The following is a 25,243-nucleotide window of genomic DNA, read 5'->3' on the forward strand; positions in this document are numbered from 1 at the left end:
TTTAAAGCTTTACTTATATATATAGAAGAAATGCTTGCTAGAGTTTGGAGTGCATCTATTGTAGGCATCGATGCCGTGAAGGTCGGTGTTGAAGTCGATATTTCAGGGGGTTTACCAGGAATTGTGGTGTTGGGTCTTCCTGATTCGGCGGTGCAAGAATCTAAGGAGAGGGTAAAAGCGACGCTGAAAAATGCTGGTTTTGCTTTCCCTATGCGGAAAATTGTGATTAACTTGACTCCGGCTGATTTACGCAAGGAAGGGCCATGTTTCGATTTACCGATTAGTGTGGGGATTTTGGCGGCTTCTGAACAAGTGAGCGCTGATTTGTTGGGAGATTACCTTTTCTTGGGGGAGGTTTCCTTAGATGGTAGTTTACGTCCTGTGGCTGGGGTTTTACCTATTGCAGCTACAGCCGAGAAAATGGGGATTGCAGGTTTAGTTGTTCCAGTAGATAATGCTCAAGAAGCTTCGGTAGTTGAAGGATTGGCGGTTTACGGTTGCAAAAATATCGCTGAAGTGGTGGATTTGTTGAATAATCCAGGGCGTTACAAACCTGTACAGCCAGATAATTCACAACCGTTACCTAAAACGGCTTATCCTGGTGCAGACTTAAAAGATGTCAAAGGTCAAGCTCATGCTCGTCGGGCTTTGGAAATTGCAGCAGCTGGCGGTCATAATCTTATTTTTGTCGGACCTCCTGGAAGTGGGAAAACGATGTTAGCTCGACGTTTACCGGGAATTTTACCTCCTTTGGAGTTTGCGGAATCTTTAGAAGTGACTCGGATTCACTCGGTGGCTGGGTTGTTGAAAAATCGCGGTTCCTTAGTACGCGATCGCCCTTTTCGCAGTCCTCACCATTCAGCATCAGGTCCTTCTCTAGTTGGTGGTGGTAGCTTTCCCCGTCCTGGAGAGATATCTTTATCACATTTTGGGATCTTATTTCTGGATGAGTTGACAGAATTCAAAAGAGATGTATTAGAATTTCTCCGCCAACCTTTAGAAGATGGTTATGTGACCATTTCCCGCACCAGACAATCTGTAATGTTTCCGGCGCAGTTTACTTTAGTCGCCAGTACAAATCCCTGTCCTTGCGGTTACTATGGCGATACTATTCAACAGTGTACCTGTTCACCCAGACAACGGGAAAATTATTGGGCAAAGCTTTCGGGGCCTTTGATGGATCGCATTGATTTACAAGTTGCAGTTAATCGTTTAAAGCCAGAGGAAATTACCCAACAACCCACGGGAGAAGCTTCAACTTCGGTTTTAGAGAGAGTTACAAAGGCACGCGATCGCGCTGTTAAACGTTTTCAAGGAGAACCAAATCTGCGTTGCAATGCCCAAATGCAAAGTCATCATCTCCAGAAATGGTGCAAGTTAGATGATACTAGCCGCAATTTATTGGAAGCAGCAATTAGAAAATTAGGGTTATCTGCTAGGGCGAGCGATCGCATTCTCAAAGTTGGGCGGACTATTGCAGATTTAGCTGGGGAAGATGAATTAAAAGCCAATCATATAGCCGAAGCAATTCAATACCGCACAATCGATAGGATGCAATAATCTAGCACCCTATTTAAGTGATTGATCGTAGATGAGATGATATCGCGGTAAAATAAAGTCATGCTAACCTTTGGGCGTTGCTGCACAGGTCAAGGGTAGTTGTGTCTGAGTAGAAGCTTTATTTGCAACTAACTCAATTTTTCCTTCCGGATTCATGCGCCAAGATGTAGCTTGCTTCAGCACTTCTGACCCTGAAGGTATTTGTGCGGTCACGGAGCTATTTTGCCGATATGTAGAGAGATCACGAATATCAGACCAAGTGCGATCGCTCCAAACTTGTTGATTGGGATTTTGCGGTACTCCACCTCTACCAGTGGCGACAAAACTACTGCCTTGATTATCAGTACAACCTGTAGCAATTTGCTGGGATGAGTCGTTAATATTGTCTGGTAATTCTACTAAACCTGAATTGGGGTCAATACCAAAATTATTAATATTTACCGTACCTTTGACACCAAATTGAGAACTAGCAGTGATATCACTTTCTGGGGTGAGTTGGTCGCGGAATTTTAGTCCAAATAAACCCTGAGTACTAATTTGAATATTGCCACCATCACCATTCAAAGCGTTGGCAATAATATCGCTGTTTTCTAACCCAACAATCACCGGAGCATTGATGTTAATGTTGCCACCATCACCATTACGACCTGCTTCGACATTAATTTGACTGCCATTACGACTAAAAAATGTATTTGTTGATACTAGATTGATGTTACCGCCTTTTCCAGATGCCGTAGTTGCAGCAATTGCCCCAGCATTTAAAGAAACTCGATTGGCTTGGATGTTTAATTCACCTGCATCACCTATACCTTGATGAGTGACGGTAATAAAACCTCGATTACGGAGGGTTAATTGCTGAGTATTTATGTGGATAACACCTGTGTTACCTGTGGGAGAGTCTGGAAGCTTAAACAAATTACGAGTGATTGCATCCACAAGAGAGGCATTAGCAACGATCGCTGCAAAATTATTTTCACCATCTATCAGAATGTCATTGGCTTGGATTCTTAAAGTCCCAGCATCACCAGTTCCCACAGTCGAGTTACTGATGATCCCACCATCAAGAACGAGCAATTGATTGGTTGTGATTGTGACCTCTCCAGGTTTGGCACTGCTATAGTTGATGCTATTTAAAACACTACTGCTGCCATTTATAGGATTGATACCGCTAATGATGAAGCGATCGCTTACATTTAAAGTAACAGAGCCATTGCTTCCCAGATTAGTGAACTGGTTGGGGTCTCCAAGTCCACCAATCACTGGTACAGTAAGCACTCCCAAGGTAGCACCATCTTGGATAGATAATATGGGTGTCGTTATTAACACATTGCCAGTATTACCAAAGCCAGTGCTGAGACTGCCAATAAAGCTGTTTTGAGAGGAAGAAATGGGTGATACTCCGACTAAATTGCTAGATTCCCCCACAACTAACGTAATATCGCCAGCGTTGCCAATTCCCGTACCAGGGACACCTGCCAAGCGAGAAGTAATTGTGCTAATTGTTCCCCCATCAATGAGATTTAATTTACCTGAAGAAACCCTGATATTTCCACCATTACCAATCCCAAATGTGAGAGCATTAATACCACTGGGCTGAGAGCCAATGGAATTCAATCTTAAGGCATCAATCTCATCTGCAACATCAAGCGAAACATTTCCACCTTGTCCAGTGGCTCCAGGAAATACGGTTGTTCTGACTGAAGCACCATCTTCCAGGATGAGTTTTCGCGCTACCACGGAAACATCTCCCCCATTTCCCGCTCTATAGACTTGACTGGCGATCCGGCTATTAACATTAGTAGAGAAGAAGAAAGGAGTTTGCAGAGCAACGACACCACTAGCCGCAATGGTATCTGCTACCACTTCCACCTTACCTGCGGCTCCTGCACCTAAACTGAGGGTTTCAATGGCTGCACCATCTTGTAAAGTCAAATCACCAGCTTGAATTTTTACTGCTCCCCCGTTTCCAGTTGCGCCAGGAGTCACCTGATTGACAATCCAGGCACTGGGAGCTTGAGCCGAAGGATTTACACCACCCAAAAAGAGCGATCGCTCTGCATTCACAGTAATATTACCACCCTGCCCAGTTCCTACTGTGGCGGCGGCAATTTGGGATTGATCTAAGGTAATATCTCGCCCTACGACCTGAATTCCACCAAAAGGATTGCCTAGAGGATCGGGATTCCACAGAGAAGAACTCTGCGTAAATTTGATATCTCGAAAATTTTCAACTTGTGCATAACCTAATTGCCATCCTGCGGGTGTTGGTGTCAAATTCACAGTCCCACTACCCACTGCACCGACTTCAATTCGACCCGCCAAACCAGTAATCACACCACCCGTAAATGTAATATCTCCTCCCACTAAGGCGATAGTTTTTCCGGGACTGGCAACTATTCCCAAGTTGCTACTAGGCACAATGCTATCATTGCCATACCCCTGCACCTGAATTTGACTTGTAGAATTACCCAATTGCAAACCAACGGGTACGCTCATCGTCAATAATGGTGAATCATTCCCATTGACTGCACTAAATTCTGTTCCATCAGCAAACTTAATACTATTTGCTGTCGTCCCCACAAAGGAACCACCAATATCTAATTTGGCATCTCTACCAAACATGATGCCGTTGGGATTCATCAAAAACAAATCCACCGGATTATTACTGTTGAGGGTTTGAATTAATCCATCAATATGGGAAATATTTTCACCCGTCACCCGACTAAAGATAGTAGTAATATTGGGCGTATTTGTTAAATTAAAAATCGCTGACCCACCTGTGGGTACAGAGAAATTACTAAAGCTATGAAATAAGTTATTACCTTTTTCGATACCATTAATAATTGTGAAATTATTACCATTATGGTTGACAATAGTGTTGTTAGTATCATCTGATATTACTTGAGCGAGCGCGGCTCGCATCATAATTGATGTTAAAAAACCATTTATTAATATGAATAGAAAAACTACGGATTTCATCAGCAAGCAACTTCCTTTATTTGAATTAAATTTATCATGACCTAAGTTGGTTTATTCGTAACAACAGCACAAGTTGATGGTTGCGGTAACTGAACCGGAGATGAAGCTGCAATTAATTCAACTTCGCCGTGGACATTACGATGCCAACTAGTCGCTTGGACGAGAGTTGCTGAAGATTCTGGGATTTGGGCAGTGTTATTGCCTGTTGTCTGGAACGCAGAAATATTACGGACATCCGACCAAGTGCGATCGCTCCAAACTTGTTGATTGGGATTTTGGGGTATACCACCTCTACCAATGGCGACAAAACTACTACCTTCGTTAACCGTACAACCTGTAGCAATTTGTTGGGATGGATCGCTGACGTTGGCAGGTAGTTCGACTAAACCGGAATTGGGGTCAACGCCTACAGTATTGATTTGCACTGTACCATTAACATTGAATTCGGAACTGGCAGTGATGTCATTGGTGAGGTTGGTTCTGGGGGTGAGGGTATTGCGAAACGCTAGACCAATAATGCCTTGAGTGGTGATATTAATGTTACCGCCACGACCTTGGACAGCATTGGCGATGATGTCGCTGTTTTCTAACCCAATTATTACTGGTGCGTTAATCAACAGGTTGCCACCATTACCGTTGCCCGCAGCAGTGGCGGAAATCAGGCTATCATGACGCATCAGCAGATAATCTTGTAAGTTTAATCTGACATCGCCCCCGTTCCCAGAGGCGGTTGATGCGGTGATAGCACCTTGGTTGTCAAGGAAAATAGAGTTGGCATTAAGGAGCAAATCTCCTGCTCTACCTGGCCCATCATTTCTGACAGTCACAAATGCCCCATCTGTGATGCGTAATGATGGTGTGCTAATAGTGAGGGAAGCAGCGTTCCCCGTGGGAATGGCCGGAAGTCCAAAGGCAGCTTGAGTAGCTGGGTCGAGAATCTCCGCAGTTGAAACGATGCGGCTAGGTGTGATTGAACCAGCCCCTCTACCCTGAATATCTACAGACTTAGAAGCATTAATTATGACATTGCCTGCTGAACCCGTAGCAACGGTGGTAGACCCTAGAAATCCACCGTCTCGAATCACTAATCTGGATGTGTTGACAAAGGTGTTATTGGCATTTCCAGAACTGAGAGTCGCTGAACTCAAGAGACTTGGTGACAATATAATTGAGTTGTTACCAGCAATTTCAATTAAGTCTGCCGCATTAACTCGTACCGTTCCAGCTTGTCCTGAGCCTATGGTTCCAGAAGACAATGCACCACCATTCAGAAGCCGCAGATTACCACTTGAGACTGTAACATTGCCAGCATTTGCAGAGTTAAGTGTAATTGTTCTGAACGAGGACAACCTGACTGGATTGCTAGGGACAAAGCCACTGATATTAATCGAACCTGCGACATTGGCTGTAAGATTGCCACCGGATGCTTGGGTAAACGTCCGAGTAGAGATTATTGCGCCATTTTGCATGGATAGCTCCCCAACAGAGATGCTAATATCACCCCCTTGACCGGCTCCTAAATTGTCACTTTCAAGCGAACTTGCAATGCTTCCATCGGTGGAATTTCCTGTGAGGTTAAGGGACTCAGATGCCTTGACTGTAATCCCCCCTGACGTTTGTGCGCCAAGGTTCTGGATCAAAATAGCTGAACCCTCACTCAAGTTGATATTTCGCCCTTGTAATTGAATCGAGCCGTTGCTACCGTTGGTATCTAGCAGCGATTGCTCTGCCAGATAGATATCATTGAATTCTTGTACCTTTGAGTAATCCCCCACCCACCCCTGCATTGTGGAATTGAGTCCGACTTGCCCATCCCTAATACTGCCCACTTCCAAATGCCCACCTCCATTAACGGCTGCAATGCCACCGGAAAACTTTACCTCACCGCCAATGAGTGCCAGCGTATTGCCTGCACTGACTTGTAACCCAATGGGATTTTTGCTGCGATCTGTGGGGGTAAAAATTCCGCCGCTCAGGCGGTGTCCACTCCCTTGCACGGTAATATCTCCCGGATTTTGCCCCATTTGTAACCCAATTGGCACACTCATTGTTAACAACGGCTGTGTTGTTGGATTTAAGGCACTAAATTCTGTCCCATCGGCAAACTTAATACTGTTCGCCGTCGTCCCCACAAACGAGCCGCCAATATTCAACGAAGCATTTTGCCCAAACATAATCCCGTTGGGATTCATCAAAAACAAACTCACAGGATTATTACTGTTGAGAGTTTGAATTAACCCATCAATGTTAGAAACATTCCCACCTGTAACCCGACTAAATATAGTTGTTGCATTTGGTGTGTTTGTTAAATCGAAAGTTGCCGAACCACCTGTAGGGATGGAAAAATTACTAAAGCTATGAAATAAATTATTACCTTGATTGATACCATTAAGAATATCAAAATTATTGCCGTTGGAGTTGACAATGGTGTTAGTTGTCGCGTCAGATGTCACCTGAGCCATTGCAGGTAGCAAAATTCCACCTACTAAGATCCCACAGGCTACACCCCAGCACACAGAAGTTACTTTCATTACCCTATCTCCATGACCAACATATACTGAGGATGCCCACAATATTTTTTTACTAACACTTCCAATGAACTATATGAAACTTAATTTTGAGTCACCGCAGCACAGGTTAATGGTTGCTGCACTTGAGCAGAAGATTTATCGGTAATTAATTGAACTTGTCCTTGGGTGTTACGTCGCCAAGATGTAGCTTGGACAAGTGATTCTGGAGATTTTGGTATTGGGGCTTTTAAAGCCTGTGTTTGCTGGTATGTAGAAAGATCACGAATATCAGACCAAGTGCGATCGCTCCAAACTTGTTGATTGGGATTTTGGGGTATACCACCTCTACCAGTGGCGACAAAACTACTACCTTGATTATCAGTACAACCTGTAGTAATTTGTTGGGATGGATCAGTAACATTTTTAGGTAATTCCACTAAACCGGAATTGGGGTCAATGCCAAAATTATTAATATCAACCGTACCGCTAACACCAAATTGAGAACTCGCAGTGATATCACTTTTTTCTGTGATTTGGGGACGAAACTGAAGTCCGAAGATACCCTCAGTTGTGATTTGGATATTACCGCCTTTACCTTTGAATGCACTCGCCGCGATATCACTATTTTCCCAGCCCAGAATGATCGGCGCATCAATTGTGATGTTGCCTCCATTCGCGTCTTCCTTAGCGTTGGCTGTAATTTGGCTGCCTTGAAGCATCAAGAGCAGGTCGGAGAGAATGAGAATATTGCCTTGGCTGCCTGCAACCGCTTCTGCTTGCAAACTGCTCTGCTTGAGTTGCAACTGGTTGGTCTGAATATCTAAGTTTCCCGCAGTCCCTTGCCCACTACTACTCACAGACAATTGAGCATTACCGTTAATTGAAACCGAATCAGTGGACTTAATGGTGATATTCCCGCCATTACCGTTTGCTGTCGCCAGGCTAAACGCACCACTGGGAAAATTTGGGTTTGGATCATTGTTGAGGAGAGGCGATCGCCCAACCCCCGCAAATGTCACAGCATCAGAGGTAATCTCAATATTGCCTGCATTACCTTGGCCAGTGGAACTAGAACTAATGTAAGCGCCGTTGCTAACAATTAACACAGGCGTTTGAATTTGGACATTGCCACCATTACCAGTGGCGTTAACTCCCTGAACTTCGCTGCGAATAAAACTGGGTACACGACCCTCTGAAATATTGCGTTGTCCAGAGATAAAGAAGGCGGGATCGGTCTTTTCTACGTTATCTAATAATACAAATTCGCTGGTTTGAATAGTTACATCGCCGGCATCTCCAGAATTTAAAGTATTGGTATCCAGACGCGCACCATTCAAGAGCGAAAATGTTCGACTCGTCAGTGTGATCTGACCGCCAGCATTGGCGCTGCGAGTGGAAGTATTTATCGTTGTGGGAAATCCTTCGGCGGGTAGTACGCCGTCTAAGGTGATCGAGTCGGCTTGAATATTGATATTTCCTGCTTTACCAAAAGTGCTGGCGCGGGTATTAATCAGGGTATTGTTGTTGGCATAGAGCGCACTTCCCACCCGAATATCAATATTGCCGCCCACTCCTTTGCCATTTCCATCTACGAGGGCGCGAATTCTAGCACCACTGAGAGAAATAGAGTCACGTACATTGAGGGTGATGTTGCCACCGTTACCTTCACCCAATACAGATGAGAAAATGTTGGGGACTTTAGTGAAGTCAATAAATTCTGCGGTAAGAGAGCCTGCTTTCAAACTAACTCCAGCACTATTGCCGATCGCACCGCTTTCCACATTGGAGAAAATATTGACACGTCCATACAAGGAAATTAAATCGTCTGTCTGAACGTCAATATAACCGGCATTTCCCATTCCAAAGGTGTTAGTTGATAACAGGCTCACATCTTTCATCGTCAACGACCCAGCCGTGATTTGAATGTTGTTAGCGTTACCGATCGCGCCCCGATCCACCACTGCCGAAAATCCTGAACGAGTCCCTCCTTCTTTCCCTGCGATCAAAATCAGATCGGCAGCTTGTACCGTAATTTTTCCCGCATTACCTTGGCCTCTGGTATCGGTGAAGACCGTGCCGTATTGACTCAGCGATCGCGTCACAATGTTAACGCTACCACTATTCCCAACACCCTGATTCCGGCTATTGCGGGTCTCAATAGTCGCGCTGTCTTGGACGAGAAGATGACCGTTACTTTGCAAACTGATGTCCCCACCGTTGCCATTGGTGTTGTTGCTACCAGACCTCTCTCCGACAGAAGCATTGATAGATTGAATGGTGAGGTCGCCACCAGAGGATAAGGAGACATTACCAGCGTTGCCGATGGCGGCAGTAGTAGCTGTATTAATGGTGTCATTTACGGTTATTGCTCGACCAGCTTGAATATTAACCAGTCCACCGCTATCGATTGAGCTATTCGTGTTGATTGCGCCAACGTTGACATTGCCTTGGGCGGTGATGTCCACACTGCGAGCAGCGATCGCTTGTAACTGAGCATCTCCAGTGGTGGCTTGAATCTGCACTGCACCATTGGGAGATGTAAGCATAGCGGTACTCAGGACTGCATTAGAGGCTAAGGTTAAACCCTGATTTGCAGAAAGATCAGCACGGTTAGTGATGGTGGCTGCACCTTGCCCGAATTGTAAGCCAATGGGGATACTCATCGTCAGTAGCGGTGGAATTGTAGAATCGGTTGTCCCAAACTGAATACCATCGGCAAACTTAATACTATTCGCTGTCGTCCCCACAAACGAGCCACTAATATTCAAGCTGGCATTTTGCCCAAACACAATTCCATTGGGATTCATCAAAAACAAACTGACTGGGTTACTACCATGAAGTGTGCGAATTAACCCATCAATATGAGAAATATTTTCACCTGTAACGCGACTAAATATAGTTGTTGTATTTGGTGTGTTTGTTAAATCGAAAGTTGCCGAACCACCTGTAGGTATGGAAAAATTACTAAAGCTGTGAAATAAATTATTACCTTGATTGATACCATTAAGAATATCAAAATTATTGCCGTTGGAGTTGACAATGGTGTTAGTTGTCGCGTCAGATGTCACCTGAGCCATTGCAGGTAGCAAATTTCCACCTACTAAAATACCATAGGCTACACCCCAGCACACAGAAGTTACTTTCATTACCCTATCTCTATGACCAACATATACTGAGGATGCCCACAATATTTTTTTTACTAACACCTCCAATGAACTGTATGAAACTTAATTTTGAGTCACCGCAGCACAGGTTAATGGTTGTTGCACTTGAGCAGAAGATTTATTGGCCATTAATTCAACTTGTCCTTGGGTGTTACGTCGCCAAGATGTAGCTTGGACAAGTGATTCTGGAGATTTTGGTATTGGGGCTTTTAAAGCCTGTGTTTGCTGGTATGTAGAAAGATCACGGATATCAGACCAAGTGCGATCGCTCCAAACTTGTTGATTGGGATTTTGGGGTATACCACCTCTACCTATGGCGACAAATCTACTGCCTTCACTACCCATACAACCTGTAACAATTTGTTGGGATGGGTCACTGACATTGGCAGGGAGTTCGACTAAACCGGAATTGGGGTCAACGCCTACAGTATTGATTTGCACAGTACCATTAATGCCAAATTCCGAACTGGCGGTAATGTCGCTTTCCGGTGTGAGTTGTTCTCGAAACTGTAAGCCAAACAAACCTTGAGTGGTGATTTGAATGTTACCACCGCTGCCCACGACAGCATTAGCGGAAATGTCACTGTTTTCTTTGGGGACAGCAACAATCAAATCAGCATTGATATTAATGTTTCCCCCTGTAGAAGCACCATCAGCATTGGTAATAATTTTACTGCCATTGCGGAGGAGGAGAAAATCACTAGCTAGGAGTCGGATATTGCCACGACCCCCGCCATTCAGTTCTGCTTTGAGACTGGCTGCATTGTCAAGGAAGATATGATGAGCAACAATATTTAAGTTACCTGCATTACCTGTACCAGAATTGCTGACGCTAATTTCTGCCTGATCGCGGACACGCAAACTATCAGCAATGATATTAACTGACTGAGCAGTAAAAGCATTATCTGAGGCGGCTGTGATGGTACTGGGTAGCTGACGACCATCAAATAAAGATGGCGAAATGCCTTGCACGTCTATATCGTTAACTTGTAAATTCACACTGCCAGCTGCACCTTGCCCCAAACTAGATGAAGTGATTTGTCCGCCGTTAAACACACGCAAGCGATCGCCTCGAATATTAATATTTCCACCTGAACCAACCGCATTTTCACTGACGGCAACGGTGATTCCGCTGACTGTTTGGCTAATAATATCAATCACTGGGTCGCTGACTTGTATATCTTGGGCGTGAATATCTATATTGCCAGCTGTGCCAGCACCTGATAAAGCACTAGATACAGTCCCACCTTCCCATAACTGCAAACCTCCAGTGTTGATAGTAATATTTCCGCCTGAACCATCTGCAAAAGGTTGAATGGCACTAATCACAGCACTAACCATTCCCCCTGGTGTCACTCCTTGAATTTCCAGACTTTCAGCAGCTTGAATAGAAATATCCCCAGATGTACCAGTGGTCATCAACTCAAAACCAGGAAAACTGGAACCAACGAGATCGGTACTAATGCGCCCTCCATTCAGTAAACGAACTCGATCGGCTTCAATAGTGATGCTGCCGCTATTATTTCTTTCACCACCAGTGACCAAGGTAGTAATCGCACTCGGCTGAAAATTAGCCATACCAGTAAAAGAATCGGCAAATGGATTGTAACCACTCACTTCTATATCTTTGGCACGAACTGTAATATTGCCGGTACTAGCATCGGTGATGGGTGTAGGTGTGAAAGTCAAGAAGTCAAAAGCAAAGCCATAGTTGATGGACTGTAACCAAGCGCCATTGGCAATTCGTAGCCTTTCAGTCTCAATGGTAATGTCTCCCGCCTTTGCGCCAGTGCCAAATACACTGGTGAAGATTCCCGGAGTGGAGTAATTTTCTGGGCTAGATACACCCAACAAATCGACAAATTCTGTAGTTTTGACAGTAATATCTTGTCCTGTTCCCCAGGCTGTGGTAGCAGAAGAAATTCCCGAACCCTCCTGAATAGTCAAACCTCGTCCCTGGATGTTAATTGCTCCCCCATTAATGCCAGAAGTATCGATGAGTGAGGATTGTCTGAGGGAAATCATGCCCCAGTCAGCAGTTACCGGACTAATAAATTGCCATCCGTCTAGATGATGCAATCCCACTTCCGCATTTTTTAATGCCCATAATTCCACTCTGCCGTCTGGATTGGTAAGGCTAGTTTGATTGATATTAATTTCACTCCCCACTAATGCTAAAGTTTGCGCTTGGAAGGTTTGCGAGGGGCGGAGAAAGAAGTTAGATGCTGGTGTTCCTTGAGTGCGAATTGCTCCCGCATTGGCTCCGAGTTGCAATCCCACAGGCGTACTCATGGTTAATAGTGGGGGTGTTGTCGTGTCGCTGGCATTAAATTTGAATCCATCAGCAAAGACTACACTCTCAGCAGTTGTACCAACAAAAGAACCACTGACATTCACGCTGGCATTTTCCCCAAAGACGATTCCTGTGGGATTGATTAAAAACAAGCTGACAGGGTTATTGTGATTGATCGTCTGTATCATCCCATCAATATGAGATACATTCCCAGCCGTCACGCGATTAAATATAGTAGAAATATTAGATGTATTTATTAAATCAAAAGTGGCTGAACCACCACTAGGGACAGAAAAATTACTGAAACTGTGAAATAAATTCTTGCCTGAAGCACTACCATTGGTAATTGTGAAGTGATTCCCATTTTGAGAGACAGTACTATTGAGACTGGCATCTGAGTTAATTTGAGCATTGGCAAAGTCGATGCCGAGGAAAATTCCTAATGGCAGTAGTATGACACTTGCTAAGATTCGATTGCCTACATCCCAGCCCACCGCAAGCAGTTTCATTACACAATTTCCTTTGATAGTAGTTTTCTTAAAATAGTCACCAGAGATGATCACCAGGACAGGTACAATCGACTTTAAGATTTATGATTCGGCATGGCAGAACAGGTCAAAGGCGATTGTACTTTTATAGAAGAGTGGGTTGCAATTAACTCCACTTGGCCTTGATGATTACGATGCCAGTCTGTAGCCTGGACGAGAGTTGCTGAAGATTGCGGGATTTGAGCCTTGGTGTTGCCTGTTGTCCGGTATGTAGAAAGATCACGGACATCCGACCAAGTGCGATCGCTCCAAACTTGTTGACTGGGATTTTGGGGTATACCACCTCTACCAATGGCGACAAAGCTACTACCTTGATTATCAGCACAACCTGTAGCAATTTGTTGGGATGGGTCGCTGACATTGGCAGGTAATTCGACTAAACCAGAGTTAGGGTCAACGCCTACAGTATTGATTTGCACAGTACCACTAATGCCAAATTGAGAACTGGCGGTAATATCACTTTCCGGGGTGAGTTGGTCGCGGAATGTGATTCCAAATAAACCCTGAGTTTGAATATCAATATTACCACCAGCCCCTTTAATCGCATTGGCAGTAATATCGCTATTTTCTAAACCAAGAATAATTGGGGCATAAATGTTGATATTGCCGCCTGTGGCTGTATCAGTGGCATTGGTGTTAATTTTACTCCCATAACGCATCAATAAAACATCAGTATTGAGAGTAATATTACCACGATCGCCTGCGGAGACTTCCGAAAGTAGACTACTTCCTTCCTTCAGTTTGATCAGGTTAGCATTAACAATCAAGTTACCTGCATTACCACCACCTGTATTACTGACGGAAATTTGCCCATGATCAAGAACATTGAGCCGATTCGCCACTAGATTAACTGAACCAGCATCAGAGGTGGTAGTAGAAGCTGCCGTAATGGTACTTGGGAGAATGCGACCATCAGTTAAGGGTTGGGAATTACCCTCTACAGTAATATTATTGACTTGCAAGTTGACATTACCTGCCGCACCAATGCCATCTGTGGAGGAGGTAATTTGTCCACCGTTGAAGACGCGCAAACTATCTGCTGTCAGGCTAATATTGCCTCCCTGGCCTGTGGAATTCTGCCCTATTGCTACAGTAATACCACTAGGGGCATTGCTAAAAGGATCAACTATGGGATCACTGACTTCTATATTAGTAGCTTGAATCGTGATATTCCCAGCTGTGCCTTTACCCGCAAGCGCAGCGATTGGGCTTCCTGCGATCGCACTGGAGATAGTTCCACCCCCTGCCAAAGCGATTTGTCCGGCGTTAATGGTAATATTTCCCGCCTTGCCTGTCGTGGATGTAGGGAAGAATGAATTGCCCAATAAATCGGTGCTAATACGCCCCCCATCCAATAGCCGTATCCGTTCAGCCTCCACCGTAATTGCACCAGTGTCATTCTGTTGTCCTCCCACAACTAGCGTTGTAATTGCCGCTGAGACAAAAGTACCTGTAAACGGACTGGGAAATGGTGCATCACCACCGATTTCTATATCTGTGGCACGAATCGTGATGTTGCCAGTTGTGGCATTGTTGATCGGCGCGAAGGTAACAAAGTTAGCACCAAAGTTGAAGGTGTTGATCCATGCACTATTAGCAAGGCGCAATCGTGGAGTTTCAACCGTGATATTCCCAGCAGTTGCGCCACTGCCAGTCACACTAGTCAACAAGCCAGGAGGGTTATAATTCGCGGGATGAGAAACACCCAGTAAATCTATAAATTCTGTGGTTTTGACAGTAATACCCTGTCCTTGCCCATTTGCACCAGTGGACGATTCTATATGTGAGCCATCTTGCAAGGTTAACCCACGCCCCTGAATATTGATTGCACCCCCATTAGCCCCACTGGTATTGATATAGGAAGACTGACTCAGGGTAATGTTGCCCCAGGTTGGCGATAGAGATGAACTCGCTAGTTGCCAGTTCCCAGATGTGGGTATATTCACCGTGCCATTTTGCATCGCCCACAATTCCACACGGCTATCCGGTGCAGAGATGTTGGCACTATTAATATCCACTTGTCCCCCAATCAGTGCCAGGGTTTGATTCGGTCCGATTGATAATGTCGGTGTCGGAAAGAAGACATTGTTGGCAGGTGGACCTTGGACTTCGATGAGTGCGGCGGGCTGTGCCAAAACTCCCCCATGACTTCCCATCTGCAAACCCACAGGTACACTCATGGTCAACAACGGTGTTTCAGTTGGATTTATAGCACTAAATTCTATTCCATCGGCAAATTTAATACTATTCGCTGTCGTCCCCACAAAGGAGCCACTAATATTTAAGCTGGCATTTTGCCCAAATACAATTCCATTGGGATTCATCAAAAACAAATTGACTGGGTTACTACCATGAAGTGTGCGAATTAACCCATCAATATGAGAAATATTTTCACCTGTAACGCGACTAAATATAGTTGTCGTATTTGGTGTGTTTGTTAAATCGAAAGTTGCTGAACCACCTGTAGGTATGGAAAAATTACTAAAGCTGTGAAATAAATTATTACCTTGATTGATACCATTAAGAATATCAAAATTATTGCCGTTGGAGTTGACAATGGTGTTAGTTGTACCATCAGATGTTACCTGAGCCATTGCAGGTAGCAAATTTCCACCTACTAAAATACCACAGGCTACACCCCAGCACCCAGAAGTTACTTTCATTACCCTATCTCCATGACAAACATATACTGAGAATGCCCACAATATTTTCTTAGGACTTACGCAATAGCTCTCTCAAACCCTCTTAACTTCGTGTCCTTTGTGTCCTTTGTGGTTCGTTTCTTCATAATTTTGCGTAAGTCCTGTTTCTTACTAACACTTTCAATGAACTGTATGAAACTTAATTGTGAGTCACAGTAGCACAGGTTAATGGTTGTTGCACTTCAGCAGAAGATTGATCGGTAATTAATTCAACTTGTCCTTGGGTATTACGTCGCCAAGATGTAGCTTGGACAAGTGATTCAGGCGATTTTGGTATTTGGGCTTTTAAAGCTGGTGTTTGCTGGAATGTAGAAAGATCACGGATATCAGACCAAGTGCGATCGCTCCAAATTTGTTGATTGGGATTTTGGGGTATACCACCTCTACCAATGGCGACAAAGCTACTGCCTTCACTACCAGTACAACTTGTAGCAATTTGTTGGGATGGGTCTATGACATTGGTGGGTAATTCGACTAAACCCAAATTAGGATCAACACCAATATTATTCACCTGTACTGTACCACTCACACCAAACTGTGAACTAGCAGTAATGTCATTTTCTGGAGTGGTTTGGGGACGGAATTTTAAACCCAAAACCCCCTGAGTTGTAATGTCAATATTTCCACCTTTACCTTGAAAGGCATTGGCAATAATATCACTGTTTTCTAAGCCGAGAATAATGGGGGAATTAATCGTGATATTACCACCATTACCTGTGTTACCTGCGGTTGCGGTAACATTACTACCATGACGCATAACTAAAGTATTAGCTTGCAGATTAATACTGCCACCTTCCCCCGATTTAGTAGTTGCGGCAATACTACCGCCGTGAGCAAGGAAAATGGTATCTGCCTTGATTTCCAGGTTGCCAGCATTGCCAACTCCTTTGTGTTCAACGCCAACAACCCCTCCATCTGTAATCTCCAGACGGCGAGTATTGACGACTAACTTACCCGAAGAGCCTGTGGGGAAAGACTGTACCCCAAACTGTTGTTGTATGGCAGGTGATAATATGTCTGCAATAGCTACAATTTTACTGGGCAAACCAGATGCAGCACCCACCCCCCTGACTGCAATTAATTCAGAAACATTGAGTACAACATTACCGGAATTACCACTTCCGGCGGTAGAAGACCCTAAAATCCCACCATCATACACACTCAGTCTAGGCGTATTGATAGTTAATCGCCCTGCGTTTCCTTCCTTCCATGCACTCGTTACTACATTACTGCCACTCAGATTGAATGGGTTTTCTCCACTCACTTCAATTGATTGAGATGCGTTAATAGTGCTATTGCCACCTGCTCCTATCCCACGACTGAAGGTGATGATCCCGCCACCCTCTCGAATCCTTAAAGTCCCTGTGGATATTTGAATATCACCAGCTTTTCCAGAACCAAAAGTGTTGGCATTCAACAAACTTAAAGAAATGGGACTAAGTGGCGAAAATCCCCCCATTTCCAGGGAATTATCGGCGATAATCGAAATACTTCCCCCTGTCCCTGCACCAAAGTTTCTTAAGGAAAAAAGTCCCCCCTGTAAAACCTGTACTTGTGGTGCAGATACAATTAGACTCCCCCCTGTGCCAAGACCTGTATTTTCGGTACGTATAAAGGATTGGGTCAAGCTGATATTTCCTATTCCCTGTGTCTCTAGTAATTTGCTGGCATTAATGACTATATCCCCACTATTTTCATTGTCCTGATTGATCGATAAGACACCAGAACCACCTGTCAAGCTAATATTTTGACCCTGAAAGTGAATCGAGCCTGCTGGATTACCACTAACATTAACTAAAGCTTGTTTGGACAACTGGATATTGCCAAACTGATGGATATTTCCATAATCAAATTTCCAGATGGAAGGATCTAGATTAATCATGCCAGCACTGGCACTACCAAGTTCAATTTGTCCAGAAGATGCCTGCAATATACCACCATCTAAAGTGATGTTTCCTCCTACCAATGCCAGAATCTTACTAGAAGAAACACTTAATCCCGTGGTAGTTGTACCTAATCTTGTGGGACTACCAGAAATTAACCGATGCCCAGTATTATTAATAGTAATTGCACCAGGATTACTGCCCATCTGCAAACCCACAAGTACACTCATAGTCAGCAAGGGAGTATTGGCAGGATTGACTGCACTAAATTCCGTACCATCGGCAAACTTAATACTGTTTGCAGTTGTCGCTACAAATGAGCCGCCAATATTCAAACTGGCATTTTGCCCAAATACAATTCCGTTGGGATTCATCAAAAACAAACTTACTGGATTATTACTATTCAGGGTATGAATCAACCCATCAATATGAGAAACATTTCCACCTGTAACCCGACTAAATATAGTTGTTGTATTTGGTGTGTTTGTTAAATCGAAAGTTACCGAACCACCTGTAGGTATGGAAAAATTACTAAAGCTGTGAAATAAATTATTACCTTGATTGATACCATTAAGAATATCAAAATTATTGCCGTTGGAGTTGACAATGGTGTTAGTTGTCGCGTCAGATGTTACCTGAGCCATTGCAGGTAGCAAATTTCCACCGACTAAGATCCCACAGGCTACACCCCAGCACACAGAAGTTACTTTCATTACCCTATCTCCATGACCAACATATACTGAGGATGCCCACAATATTTTTTTACTAACACTTCCAATGAACTAGATGAAACTTAATTTTGAGTCACCGCAGCACAGGTTAATGGTTGTTGCACTTGAGCCGAAGATTTATTGGCAATTAATTCAACTTGTCCTTGGGTGTTATGTCGCCAAGATGTAGCTTGGACAAGTGATTCGGGAGATTTTGGTATTGGGGCTTTTAAAGCTTGTGTTTGCTGGTATGTAGAAAGATCACGAATATCAGACCAAGTGCGATCGCTCCAAATTTGTTGATTAGGATTTTGGGGTACACCACCTCTACCAGTGGCGACAAAACTACTGCCTTCACTACCACTACAACCTGTAGCAATTTTTTGGGATGGGTCGCTGACATTGGCAGGTAGTTCGACTAAACCGGAATTGGGGTCAACACCTACAGTATTGATTTGCACAGTGCCACTAATTCCAAATTGAGAACTGGCGGTAATGTCATTTTCCGGTGTGAGTTGTTCTCGAAACTGTAAGCCAAACAAACCTTGAGTAGTGATTTGGATGTTACCACCGCTTCCCCGGACTGCATTACCGATAATATCACTGTTTTCTAAACCCACAATTACGGGAGCGTTGAGTGTAATATTGCCCCCATTACCTGCTAATTGAGCTTCTACAGAAATTTGGCTGCGATCGCGCATGAATAATAATTGTTCAGCATTGAGCAGCAGATTACCACCGTTTCCAGATTGTGTAGCTGCGGAAATTGTCCCGCGATTTGTCAGCACAATTGAGTCAGTATCAACCTCTAAATTACCGGCATTACCTGTACCTTCATTTTTCACCCCAATGTCAGCTCGATCCAGGACGCGCAATTGAGGTGTCATCAAAATTACTCCTCCGGCATTACCACTGGGAAATTCAGGTAGTTCGTAAACTGCACGGGTGATAGGATCGAGGCGTAGGGCGTTAGATCCGATATTGCTACTCAGCATCCCATTTTGTGATGTACCACTGACTTCAATCAACTCTGAAGCTACAATCCGGACATTCCCCGCATTGGCCGTAGAGCCAGTTGAGGAGGTGACTAAACTGCCATCTCGCACTGTTAATCTACCTGTGGTGATGCTCAAATCGCCAGCATTGCCAATACCTACCGTGGATGATGTGATGGTGGTGGGGAGAAATGTAACTTGATTAATTCCGGCAACATCTATAGAGTCCGAGGCCTGAATCTGAACATCGCCACCATTGCCAATTCCCAGACTAATTGACAGAATACTAGCACCATCAGTCATTGTGAGTTTTTGGGTAGAAATAGTCACATTTCCCGCTTGTCCCGCAGCAGATGAACTAGAAATTGATGAGGCTAATGAAGGATTGGCAAGCTTAAATCCCCTAGCTGAGATAGATTCAACCGCATTGACTACAATATTTCCACCTTTCCCTGTACTGGTGTTTCGAGTGGTGATTCGTCCTCCATCTTGTAAATTGAGTTTCCCGGCTGCATTAATCGTAATTTGATCGAAGGAGAAAACACCTTGATTGACAGTGGAAACGTTTGAAGCTTGCAAGTTGATATCTTTACCTTGCATTTGTATCGTACTATTTCCCAAACCAAAGCCTAATACTTGTGCATTTTCAGTCAAATTGATGTGATTGAATTCTTCAACCTGAGAATAATCAAATGTCCATCCTTGGGGTGCTGGTGTGAGATTAACTTCTCCTGAATTGACGCTACCAAGTTCAATCAAGCCATTGACGGTTCTGAGAACACCACCGGTGATATTAATATTATTTCCCAGTAAAGCCAGGGTTTTACCTGCATCTACTTCTAAGCCTATGGGAGTTTGATGAATACCATTATTGGAGTTTTGCAGGGCGATTGCACCTGAATTTTGCCCAAACTGTAAGCCCACTGGTACACTCATTGTTAATAAGGGAGATGATACCGACTGGGTAGCATTAAACTGGAACCCATCAGCAAATTTGATGCTCTGGGCAGTCGTACCTACAAATGATCCGCTAATATTTAGGCTGGCATTAGGGCCAAAGACAATACCGCTGGGATTCATCAGAAATAGACTCACAGGATTGCTGTTATTTATAGTCCTGATTAAGCCATCAATCTGAGAAATATTTCCACCAGTAACTCGACTAAAAATGTTGGAAATATCGGGAGTATTGACTAAATCAAAGGTAGCTGAATTGCCAGTAGGAAGGGAAAACTGCCCGAAACCGTGAAATAAATTACTACCTGCCGCACTACCATTAATGACGGTGAAGTTATTGCCATTTTGAATCACAGTAGTATTGAGACTGCCATCTGAAGTGATTTGAGCATAGGCACAGTTTTTAGTCAGCAAGATGATGCCTAATGGCAACAGCACATAACCCAAACAAACAGGGAGTAATTTCATAATTCAGTTGGCTTTTATTCTGACATTAGTGTTCCCTTAATGACACTTTTATGAACATCAGGCAACACCAATAAATAAATTCCCCAAAAATTGTAGGGTGGGTTAGCGCAGCGTAACCCACCATTATCCTTCTACAAATTAATTGGGCATTTTATTCCTTGGAAGTCCCTAAATTAACGCTGAGTAATGGCAGAGCAGGATAATGATTGCTGAGTATAGGTAGGGGATGGGGTTGCAACTAACTCAATTTTGCCTTGTTGGTTAAGATGCCAAGATGTAGCTTTAACAAGGGTATCTGATGATTGAGGTGTTTGTACTACTACTGGTCTATTTTCCTGAAATGTAGAGATATCACGTAGATCATACCAAGTGCGATCGCTCCAAACCTGCTGTACAGGATTTTGCAATACACCACCTCTTCCGGTAAAGACAAAACTACTGCCTTGATTTGCAGCACAGCCTGTGACAATTTGTTGCGAGGGATCAATCACATTTGCTGGTAGTTCAACTAAGCCAGAATTAGGATCAACCCCAATAGTATTGACTTGAACAGTACCACTAACGCCAAATTGAGAACTGGCAGTAATGTCACTTGCGGGTGTAAGTTGTTGTTGAAACTTTAATCCCAACAAACCTTGAGTGGTGATTTGAATGTTACCACCGCTACCCTCAAAGGCGTTAGCAATAATATCACTGTTGGCTAAACCTATAACTATGGGAGATTTGATGGTAATATCACCACCATTGCCACTACCACCTGCTTCTGCACTAATGAAACTATCATTACGCATTAGTAATATATCCTGTAGCTGGAGGTCGATGTTGCCTCCTTCTCCCGCTTTTGTGGATGCCGAAATGTTGCCTTTTTTGTCGAGTTTGAGGGTATTGGCACGAATTTGCAGATTTCCCGCCGTCCCAGCGCCAAGGTTCTCCACAAAAACTGCTGCACCATCAGTAATATTAATAATTGACGTACTAATAGTAGTATTACCGGAATTAGCTTGGGAAATTTGACTAAAGAAGCCAAAAGGACGAACAGCGCTACCAATATAGCTGGGATTTTCGTCATCTTTGCTCCCACTGACATCAATTCGTTCCGATGCATTGATGGTTATTGAACCTGCATTTCCTAAAACTATGCTAGAAGCAGAAACTCTACCGCCAGCTTCAACAGATAACTTACGAGTATCAATGTTCAAATTTCCTGCATTACCAACACTGAATGTGGCAGTAGATAAAAGACTAAAATAATTGCCAGGTGGAGTTCCGGCACTCGTTACCTGAATTGTATCTGCCTGTACATTTATATTACCGCCATTGCCGAAAGCATAAGGTCTTGCTGCTATATTGCCTCCAGCAGAAATAGATAAGTTTTGAGTGGAAATGGCAATATTTCCCCCCTTTCCATCCGCATAGGAAGAAGCTAATATTTGGCTGACGGCACGAAAAGCAGAAGGATCGCCAGATGCAAAACCGTTAACTCGTGTTTCATCAGTGTTGACTACAATGTTACCACCCGATCCTGTACTAAAAGTACGGTTAAAAATATACCCACCCAGATCAATATTCAATCGTGGGGTAGTAATCACAATATTTCCCGCTGCACCAGAGGATACAGTTTCATTAACTAAACTGCTAGAACTATCAAAATCAGGAGATTTACCAATGATATCGAAAAGCTCTGTCGTATTAATGACGATATCACCAGCAGTTTGGTTACTACGATTTTGGATTAATATCAAAGAACCATCTCGGATGCTGAGCTGTTTCCCCTGAATTTTAATGCTTCCTCCTCTTGCTTCACTGAAATCGCGTGTTGATACTAAACCTCGTTGAGTAATCTGAATATTGCCAAAACTTGCAGCATCGGGATACACAAGGGCAAATCCTTGAGGGCTAGAATTGAGAAGGACGTTTCCGCTAGTGATGCTACCTAGTTCTATTTGTCCTCCTGGTGCGGAGAGTAAACCTCCATCCAAGTCAACATTCCCACCCACTAATGCTAGAGTTTTTTCCGGTTGTAATTGTAATCCTCTGGTAGCGATATTTAGCCCGGAAACTTGTATTGAGTCGCTTAATCGGGCATTATGTCCTGCGCCTTGAACGGTAATAGGCCTGGGATTACTACCAAATTGCAAGCCAACAGGGACATTGATGTTTAATAAGGGAGCTGCTGTGGTATCGATCGCACTAAATTCTACCCCATCAGCAAACTGAATACTATTGGCAGTTGTACCAACAAACGAGCCGCCAATATTCAATTGAGCGTTTGGCCCGAACAGGATACCCCCAGGATTCAACAGGAAAAGATTGGCGCTACCTTTGGCGCTGATCATACCGTCGATATTCGAGATAGTATCACCCGTGACACGGGCGAAGATATTTTGCACATCAATGGCATTGTTGAATAAGGCAGAACCACCTGTAGGTATAGAGAATTGACTGAAGCTATGAAAGAGGTTATTTCCTTGCTGGGTACCGTTGAGGATAGTAAAGTTATTATTACTTGGAGATACTGTAGTGTTGAGAGTACCGTCTGGTGTTATCTGGGCGTTGCTATTACTACACCAGAAGAGTGCAACACCCAAAACTATGCCACTGCTCAATATGCTGGTCAAGGTTGTTTTCATTTTTGAGTTTGCTTGTGAAATTGTCTAAATCATGACGAAGATGGCTGTATCAAAACGGCGAATATCGAATTGAGAAGTACAAGCCTTGTTCTTGGAGCGATCGCCTGTCACCTTCTACGGATATTACGGGAATCCCCCAATCTAACCTAGCTGAGAAGTTATTACCTTGTTGCCACAATAAACCTAAGCCAGTCCCAATCAAAGTGCTTGTGGATGGATTTTCGCCTTGGGTATTCCAGCCTTTACCGATATCAATGAATGGTGTTACTTGTAGTACGCCTCCAATCTTGGCAGCACGTAAAACTGGCAGACGTAATTCTGCTGAAAGCAGCACACCATTATCTGTTAATAATGTATCCTGGCGATAGCCCCGGACACTTACTTGTCCACCTAAACCCAATTGTTCTAAAGGGACTAAGGAAGTTGCTGCTAGTTGAAAATCACCTCTAGCTAAAAATAATGTTTCCGGTGCTAACTTTCGCACCCATTGAGTTTGTCCCCGCCAAGCAAAAAAGCGGCTATCTGGGGCATCTTGATTGATATTGGCATCAAACCAATCTACACCTAAGCTAAATTGCGATCGCGCCGCGAAAACTTGCTGATTATTGCGTTGGGTATATTCCTGAGTCAAGCGTAAAGCCGAAATTTTGGTGTTTCCGTCTGCATCTGCACCGGGTGATAAAGCAAATCCACCAATATCATCCAGACCTAATTTAGTTTGGCTGGCTTGACGAGAAAAGGATAGCCCCACTGCTACTTCTTGGGTAGGTTTTTGGATGAGTGGTTGGCGATAGCCGATTTCATAAGACTTGATATTTGACTGAATATCTAAGACACTGAATGGTTCTTCAATGACGTTATTCCATCCTCTGTTTAAGCCAAACCAGATAGTACCATTTTGAGCATTAATTGGTAGGGCGTAATCTAAATGAATTGTGTTACTGCCTTCAGTGTTGGCGTAGGCTACATTCAGGGTGTCGCCTAAACCTAATAAATTAGCTTCTCGTAGTTCTACACCCCGGCGAAAACTACCCACACTAGGCGATCGCCCATTATCTAAAGTTGTGGTGAGGGAGAATGTATCGGCTTCTTCAACTTCAACTCGTAAGATATTGGTTCCCGGCGCTACACCCATTTGCAACTCAGCTGATAAATTTTGAATCCGCGGATCGAGGCGGAGTAGTTGTAGCTTTTCCAGTAACTTCGGTAAATTCAGGGGTTTACCAGCACCAAGTAAAATGCGATCGCGGATGTATTGATTACGTAACCGGCGATTGCCCACAATTTGAATTTCTGTCAAACTACCTTCTACTACCTGAATTGTGATTACCCCAGCTTCTACTGTCTGTGGTGGAATTAAAGCACCAGTAGTTACATAACCGTTATCAGTGTAGAGTTTGGCGATCGCATCTTGAATTTGCAACAGTTCTGCAAAGGATATCTCTCGTTTTACAAAGGAATCTGTAATCGCAGCAAAGTCTTCTGGAGAGAAAACTGTACTACCCACAACTGCGATGCGTTCCACTAGAAATTTAGCATCAGGATCACTTTCTAGTAGAGTTGAATCCGGTATTTGTGGGGGAGGAAGTAATTGCTCTTCGTTGGCTGGTTGTGGTAGTACATCCGATGGTAAGGGAGTTACAGGAATATCTTCTATGCGGCCAGGCGGTAAATTTTGTGGATTAGAAGTTTGAGCGATCGCCTGATGATAGTTGCATAAACTTACTACTATAAAAAAACCGCATTTCAGATACAGGTTGAATATTGACTGAACAACTACCGAGCTTATGGCTTTTTCATTAACAACTAGCTTCACCAACACTCTTCTCCTTAATTGACTTACT

Annotated in this window: 10 protein-coding genes; 1 reads left to right on the forward strand and 9 read right to left on the reverse strand. The window is 43.7% G+C overall.

Annotated elements, in window-relative coordinates:
* Positions 1 to 30: 30 nt before the first annotated feature.
* Positions 31 to 1,560 (forward strand): YifB family Mg chelatase-like AAA ATPase, encoded by a 1,530-nt coding sequence (locus tag AACX33_RS11140; protein ID WP_194000690.1) that lies wholly within the window; start codon positions 31 to 33, stop codon positions 1,558 to 1,560.
* Between the two features lie 63 nt (positions 1,561 to 1,623).
* Here the strand turns inward: AACX33_RS11140 and AACX33_RS11145 are convergent, their stop codons facing one another.
* The 9 genes from AACX33_RS11145 to AACX33_RS11185 all read right to left on the reverse strand — a co-directional run bounded on the left by AACX33_RS11145 (position 1,624) and on the right by AACX33_RS11185 (position 25,155).
* Positions 1,624 to 4,485 carry a two-partner secretion domain-containing protein gene (locus AACX33_RS11145; protein ID WP_194000692.1) on the reverse strand — a complete coding sequence of 954 codons (2,862 nt, stop codon included), beginning with the start codon at positions 4,483 to 4,485 and terminating at the stop codon, positions 1,624 to 1,626.
* A gap of 95 nt (positions 4,486 to 4,580) precedes the next feature.
* Positions 4,581 to 7,070, reverse strand: a complete 2,490-nt coding sequence (locus AACX33_RS11150) for a two-partner secretion domain-containing protein (RefSeq protein WP_194000694.1) — start codon at positions 7,068 to 7,070, stop codon at positions 4,581 to 4,583.
* Between the two features lie 80 nt (positions 7,071 to 7,150).
* Entirely contained in the window at positions 7,151 to 10,195 is a 3,045-nt protein-coding gene (locus AACX33_RS11155; RefSeq protein ID WP_194000696.1) for a two-partner secretion domain-containing protein, read from the reverse strand.
* Between the two features lie 81 nt (positions 10,196 to 10,276).
* Positions 10,277 to 13,015, reverse strand: coding sequence for a beta strand repeat-containing protein (locus AACX33_RS11160; RefSeq protein ID WP_194000698.1), 2,739 nt, complete (start codon positions 13,013 to 13,015; stop codon positions 10,277 to 10,279).
* A 74-nt stretch (positions 13,016 to 13,089) separates the two neighbouring features.
* Positions 13,090 to 15,717 carry a two-partner secretion domain-containing protein gene (locus tag AACX33_RS11165; protein ID WP_194000700.1) on the reverse strand — a complete coding sequence of 876 codons (2,628 nt, stop codon included), beginning with the start codon at positions 15,715 to 15,717 and terminating at the stop codon, positions 13,090 to 13,092.
* Positions 15,718 to 15,895: 178 nt separating this feature from the next.
* Positions 15,896 to 18,352, reverse strand: a complete 2,457-nt coding sequence (locus AACX33_RS11170; protein ID WP_194000702.1) for a two-partner secretion domain-containing protein — start codon at positions 18,350 to 18,352, stop codon at positions 15,896 to 15,898.
* Between the two features lie 80 nt (positions 18,353 to 18,432).
* On the reverse strand, positions 18,433 to 20,769 hold the full coding sequence (locus tag AACX33_RS11175; protein ID WP_194000704.1) for a two-partner secretion domain-containing protein: 2,337 nt from the start codon (positions 20,767 to 20,769) through the stop codon (positions 18,433 to 18,435).
* Between the two features lie 173 nt (positions 20,770 to 20,942).
* The gene (locus AACX33_RS11180; protein ID WP_194000706.1) at positions 20,943 to 23,399 is read right to left on the reverse strand and encodes a two-partner secretion domain-containing protein; all 2,457 of its coding nucleotides are present in this window, start codon (positions 23,397 to 23,399) and stop codon (positions 20,943 to 20,945) included.
* Between the two features lie 49 nt (positions 23,400 to 23,448).
* On the reverse strand, positions 23,449 to 25,155 hold the full coding sequence (locus AACX33_RS11185) for a ShlB/FhaC/HecB family hemolysin secretion/activation protein (RefSeq protein ID WP_227788684.1): 1,707 nt from the start codon (positions 25,153 to 25,155) through the stop codon (positions 23,449 to 23,451).
* Between the last annotated feature and the right edge of the window lie 88 nt (positions 25,156 to 25,243).

The sequence above is a fragment of the Nodularia sp. LEGE 04288 genome (assembly GCF_963896525.1).
GTDB lineage: Bacteria > Cyanobacteriota > Cyanobacteriia > Cyanobacteriales > Nostocaceae > Nodularia.

Bases quoted from the DNA above. Each gene is read 5' to 3' on its own strand.
- AACX33_RS11140 (WP_194000690.1), top strand. From the start codon at position 31: ATGCTTGCTAGAGTTTGGAGTGCATCTATTGTAGGCATCGATGCCGTG.
- AACX33_RS11145 (WP_194000692.1), bottom strand. From the start codon at position 4,485: ATGATGCGAGCCGCGCTCGCTCAAGTAATATCAGATGATACTAACAAC.
- AACX33_RS11150 (WP_194000694.1), bottom strand. From the start codon at position 7,070: ATGAAAGTAACTTCTGTGTGCTGGGGTGTAGCCTGTGGGATCTTAGTA.
- AACX33_RS11155 (WP_194000696.1), bottom strand. From the start codon at position 10,195: ATGAAAGTAACTTCTGTGTGCTGGGGTGTAGCCTATGGTATTTTAGTA.
- AACX33_RS11160 (WP_194000698.1), bottom strand. From the start codon at position 13,015: ATGAAACTGCTTGCGGTGGGCTGGGATGTAGGCAATCGAATCTTAGCA.
- AACX33_RS11165 (WP_194000700.1), bottom strand. From the start codon at position 15,717: ATGAAAGTAACTTCTGGGTGCTGGGGTGTAGCCTGTGGTATTTTAGTA.
- AACX33_RS11170 (WP_194000702.1), bottom strand. From the start codon at position 18,352: ATGAAAGTAACTTCTGTGTGCTGGGGTGTAGCCTGTGGGATCTTAGTC.
- AACX33_RS11175 (WP_194000704.1), bottom strand. From the start codon at position 20,769: ATGAAATTACTCCCTGTTTGTTTGGGTTATGTGCTGTTGCCATTAGGC.
- AACX33_RS11180 (WP_194000706.1), bottom strand. From the start codon at position 23,399: ATGAAAACAACCTTGACCAGCATATTGAGCAGTGGCATAGTTTTGGGT.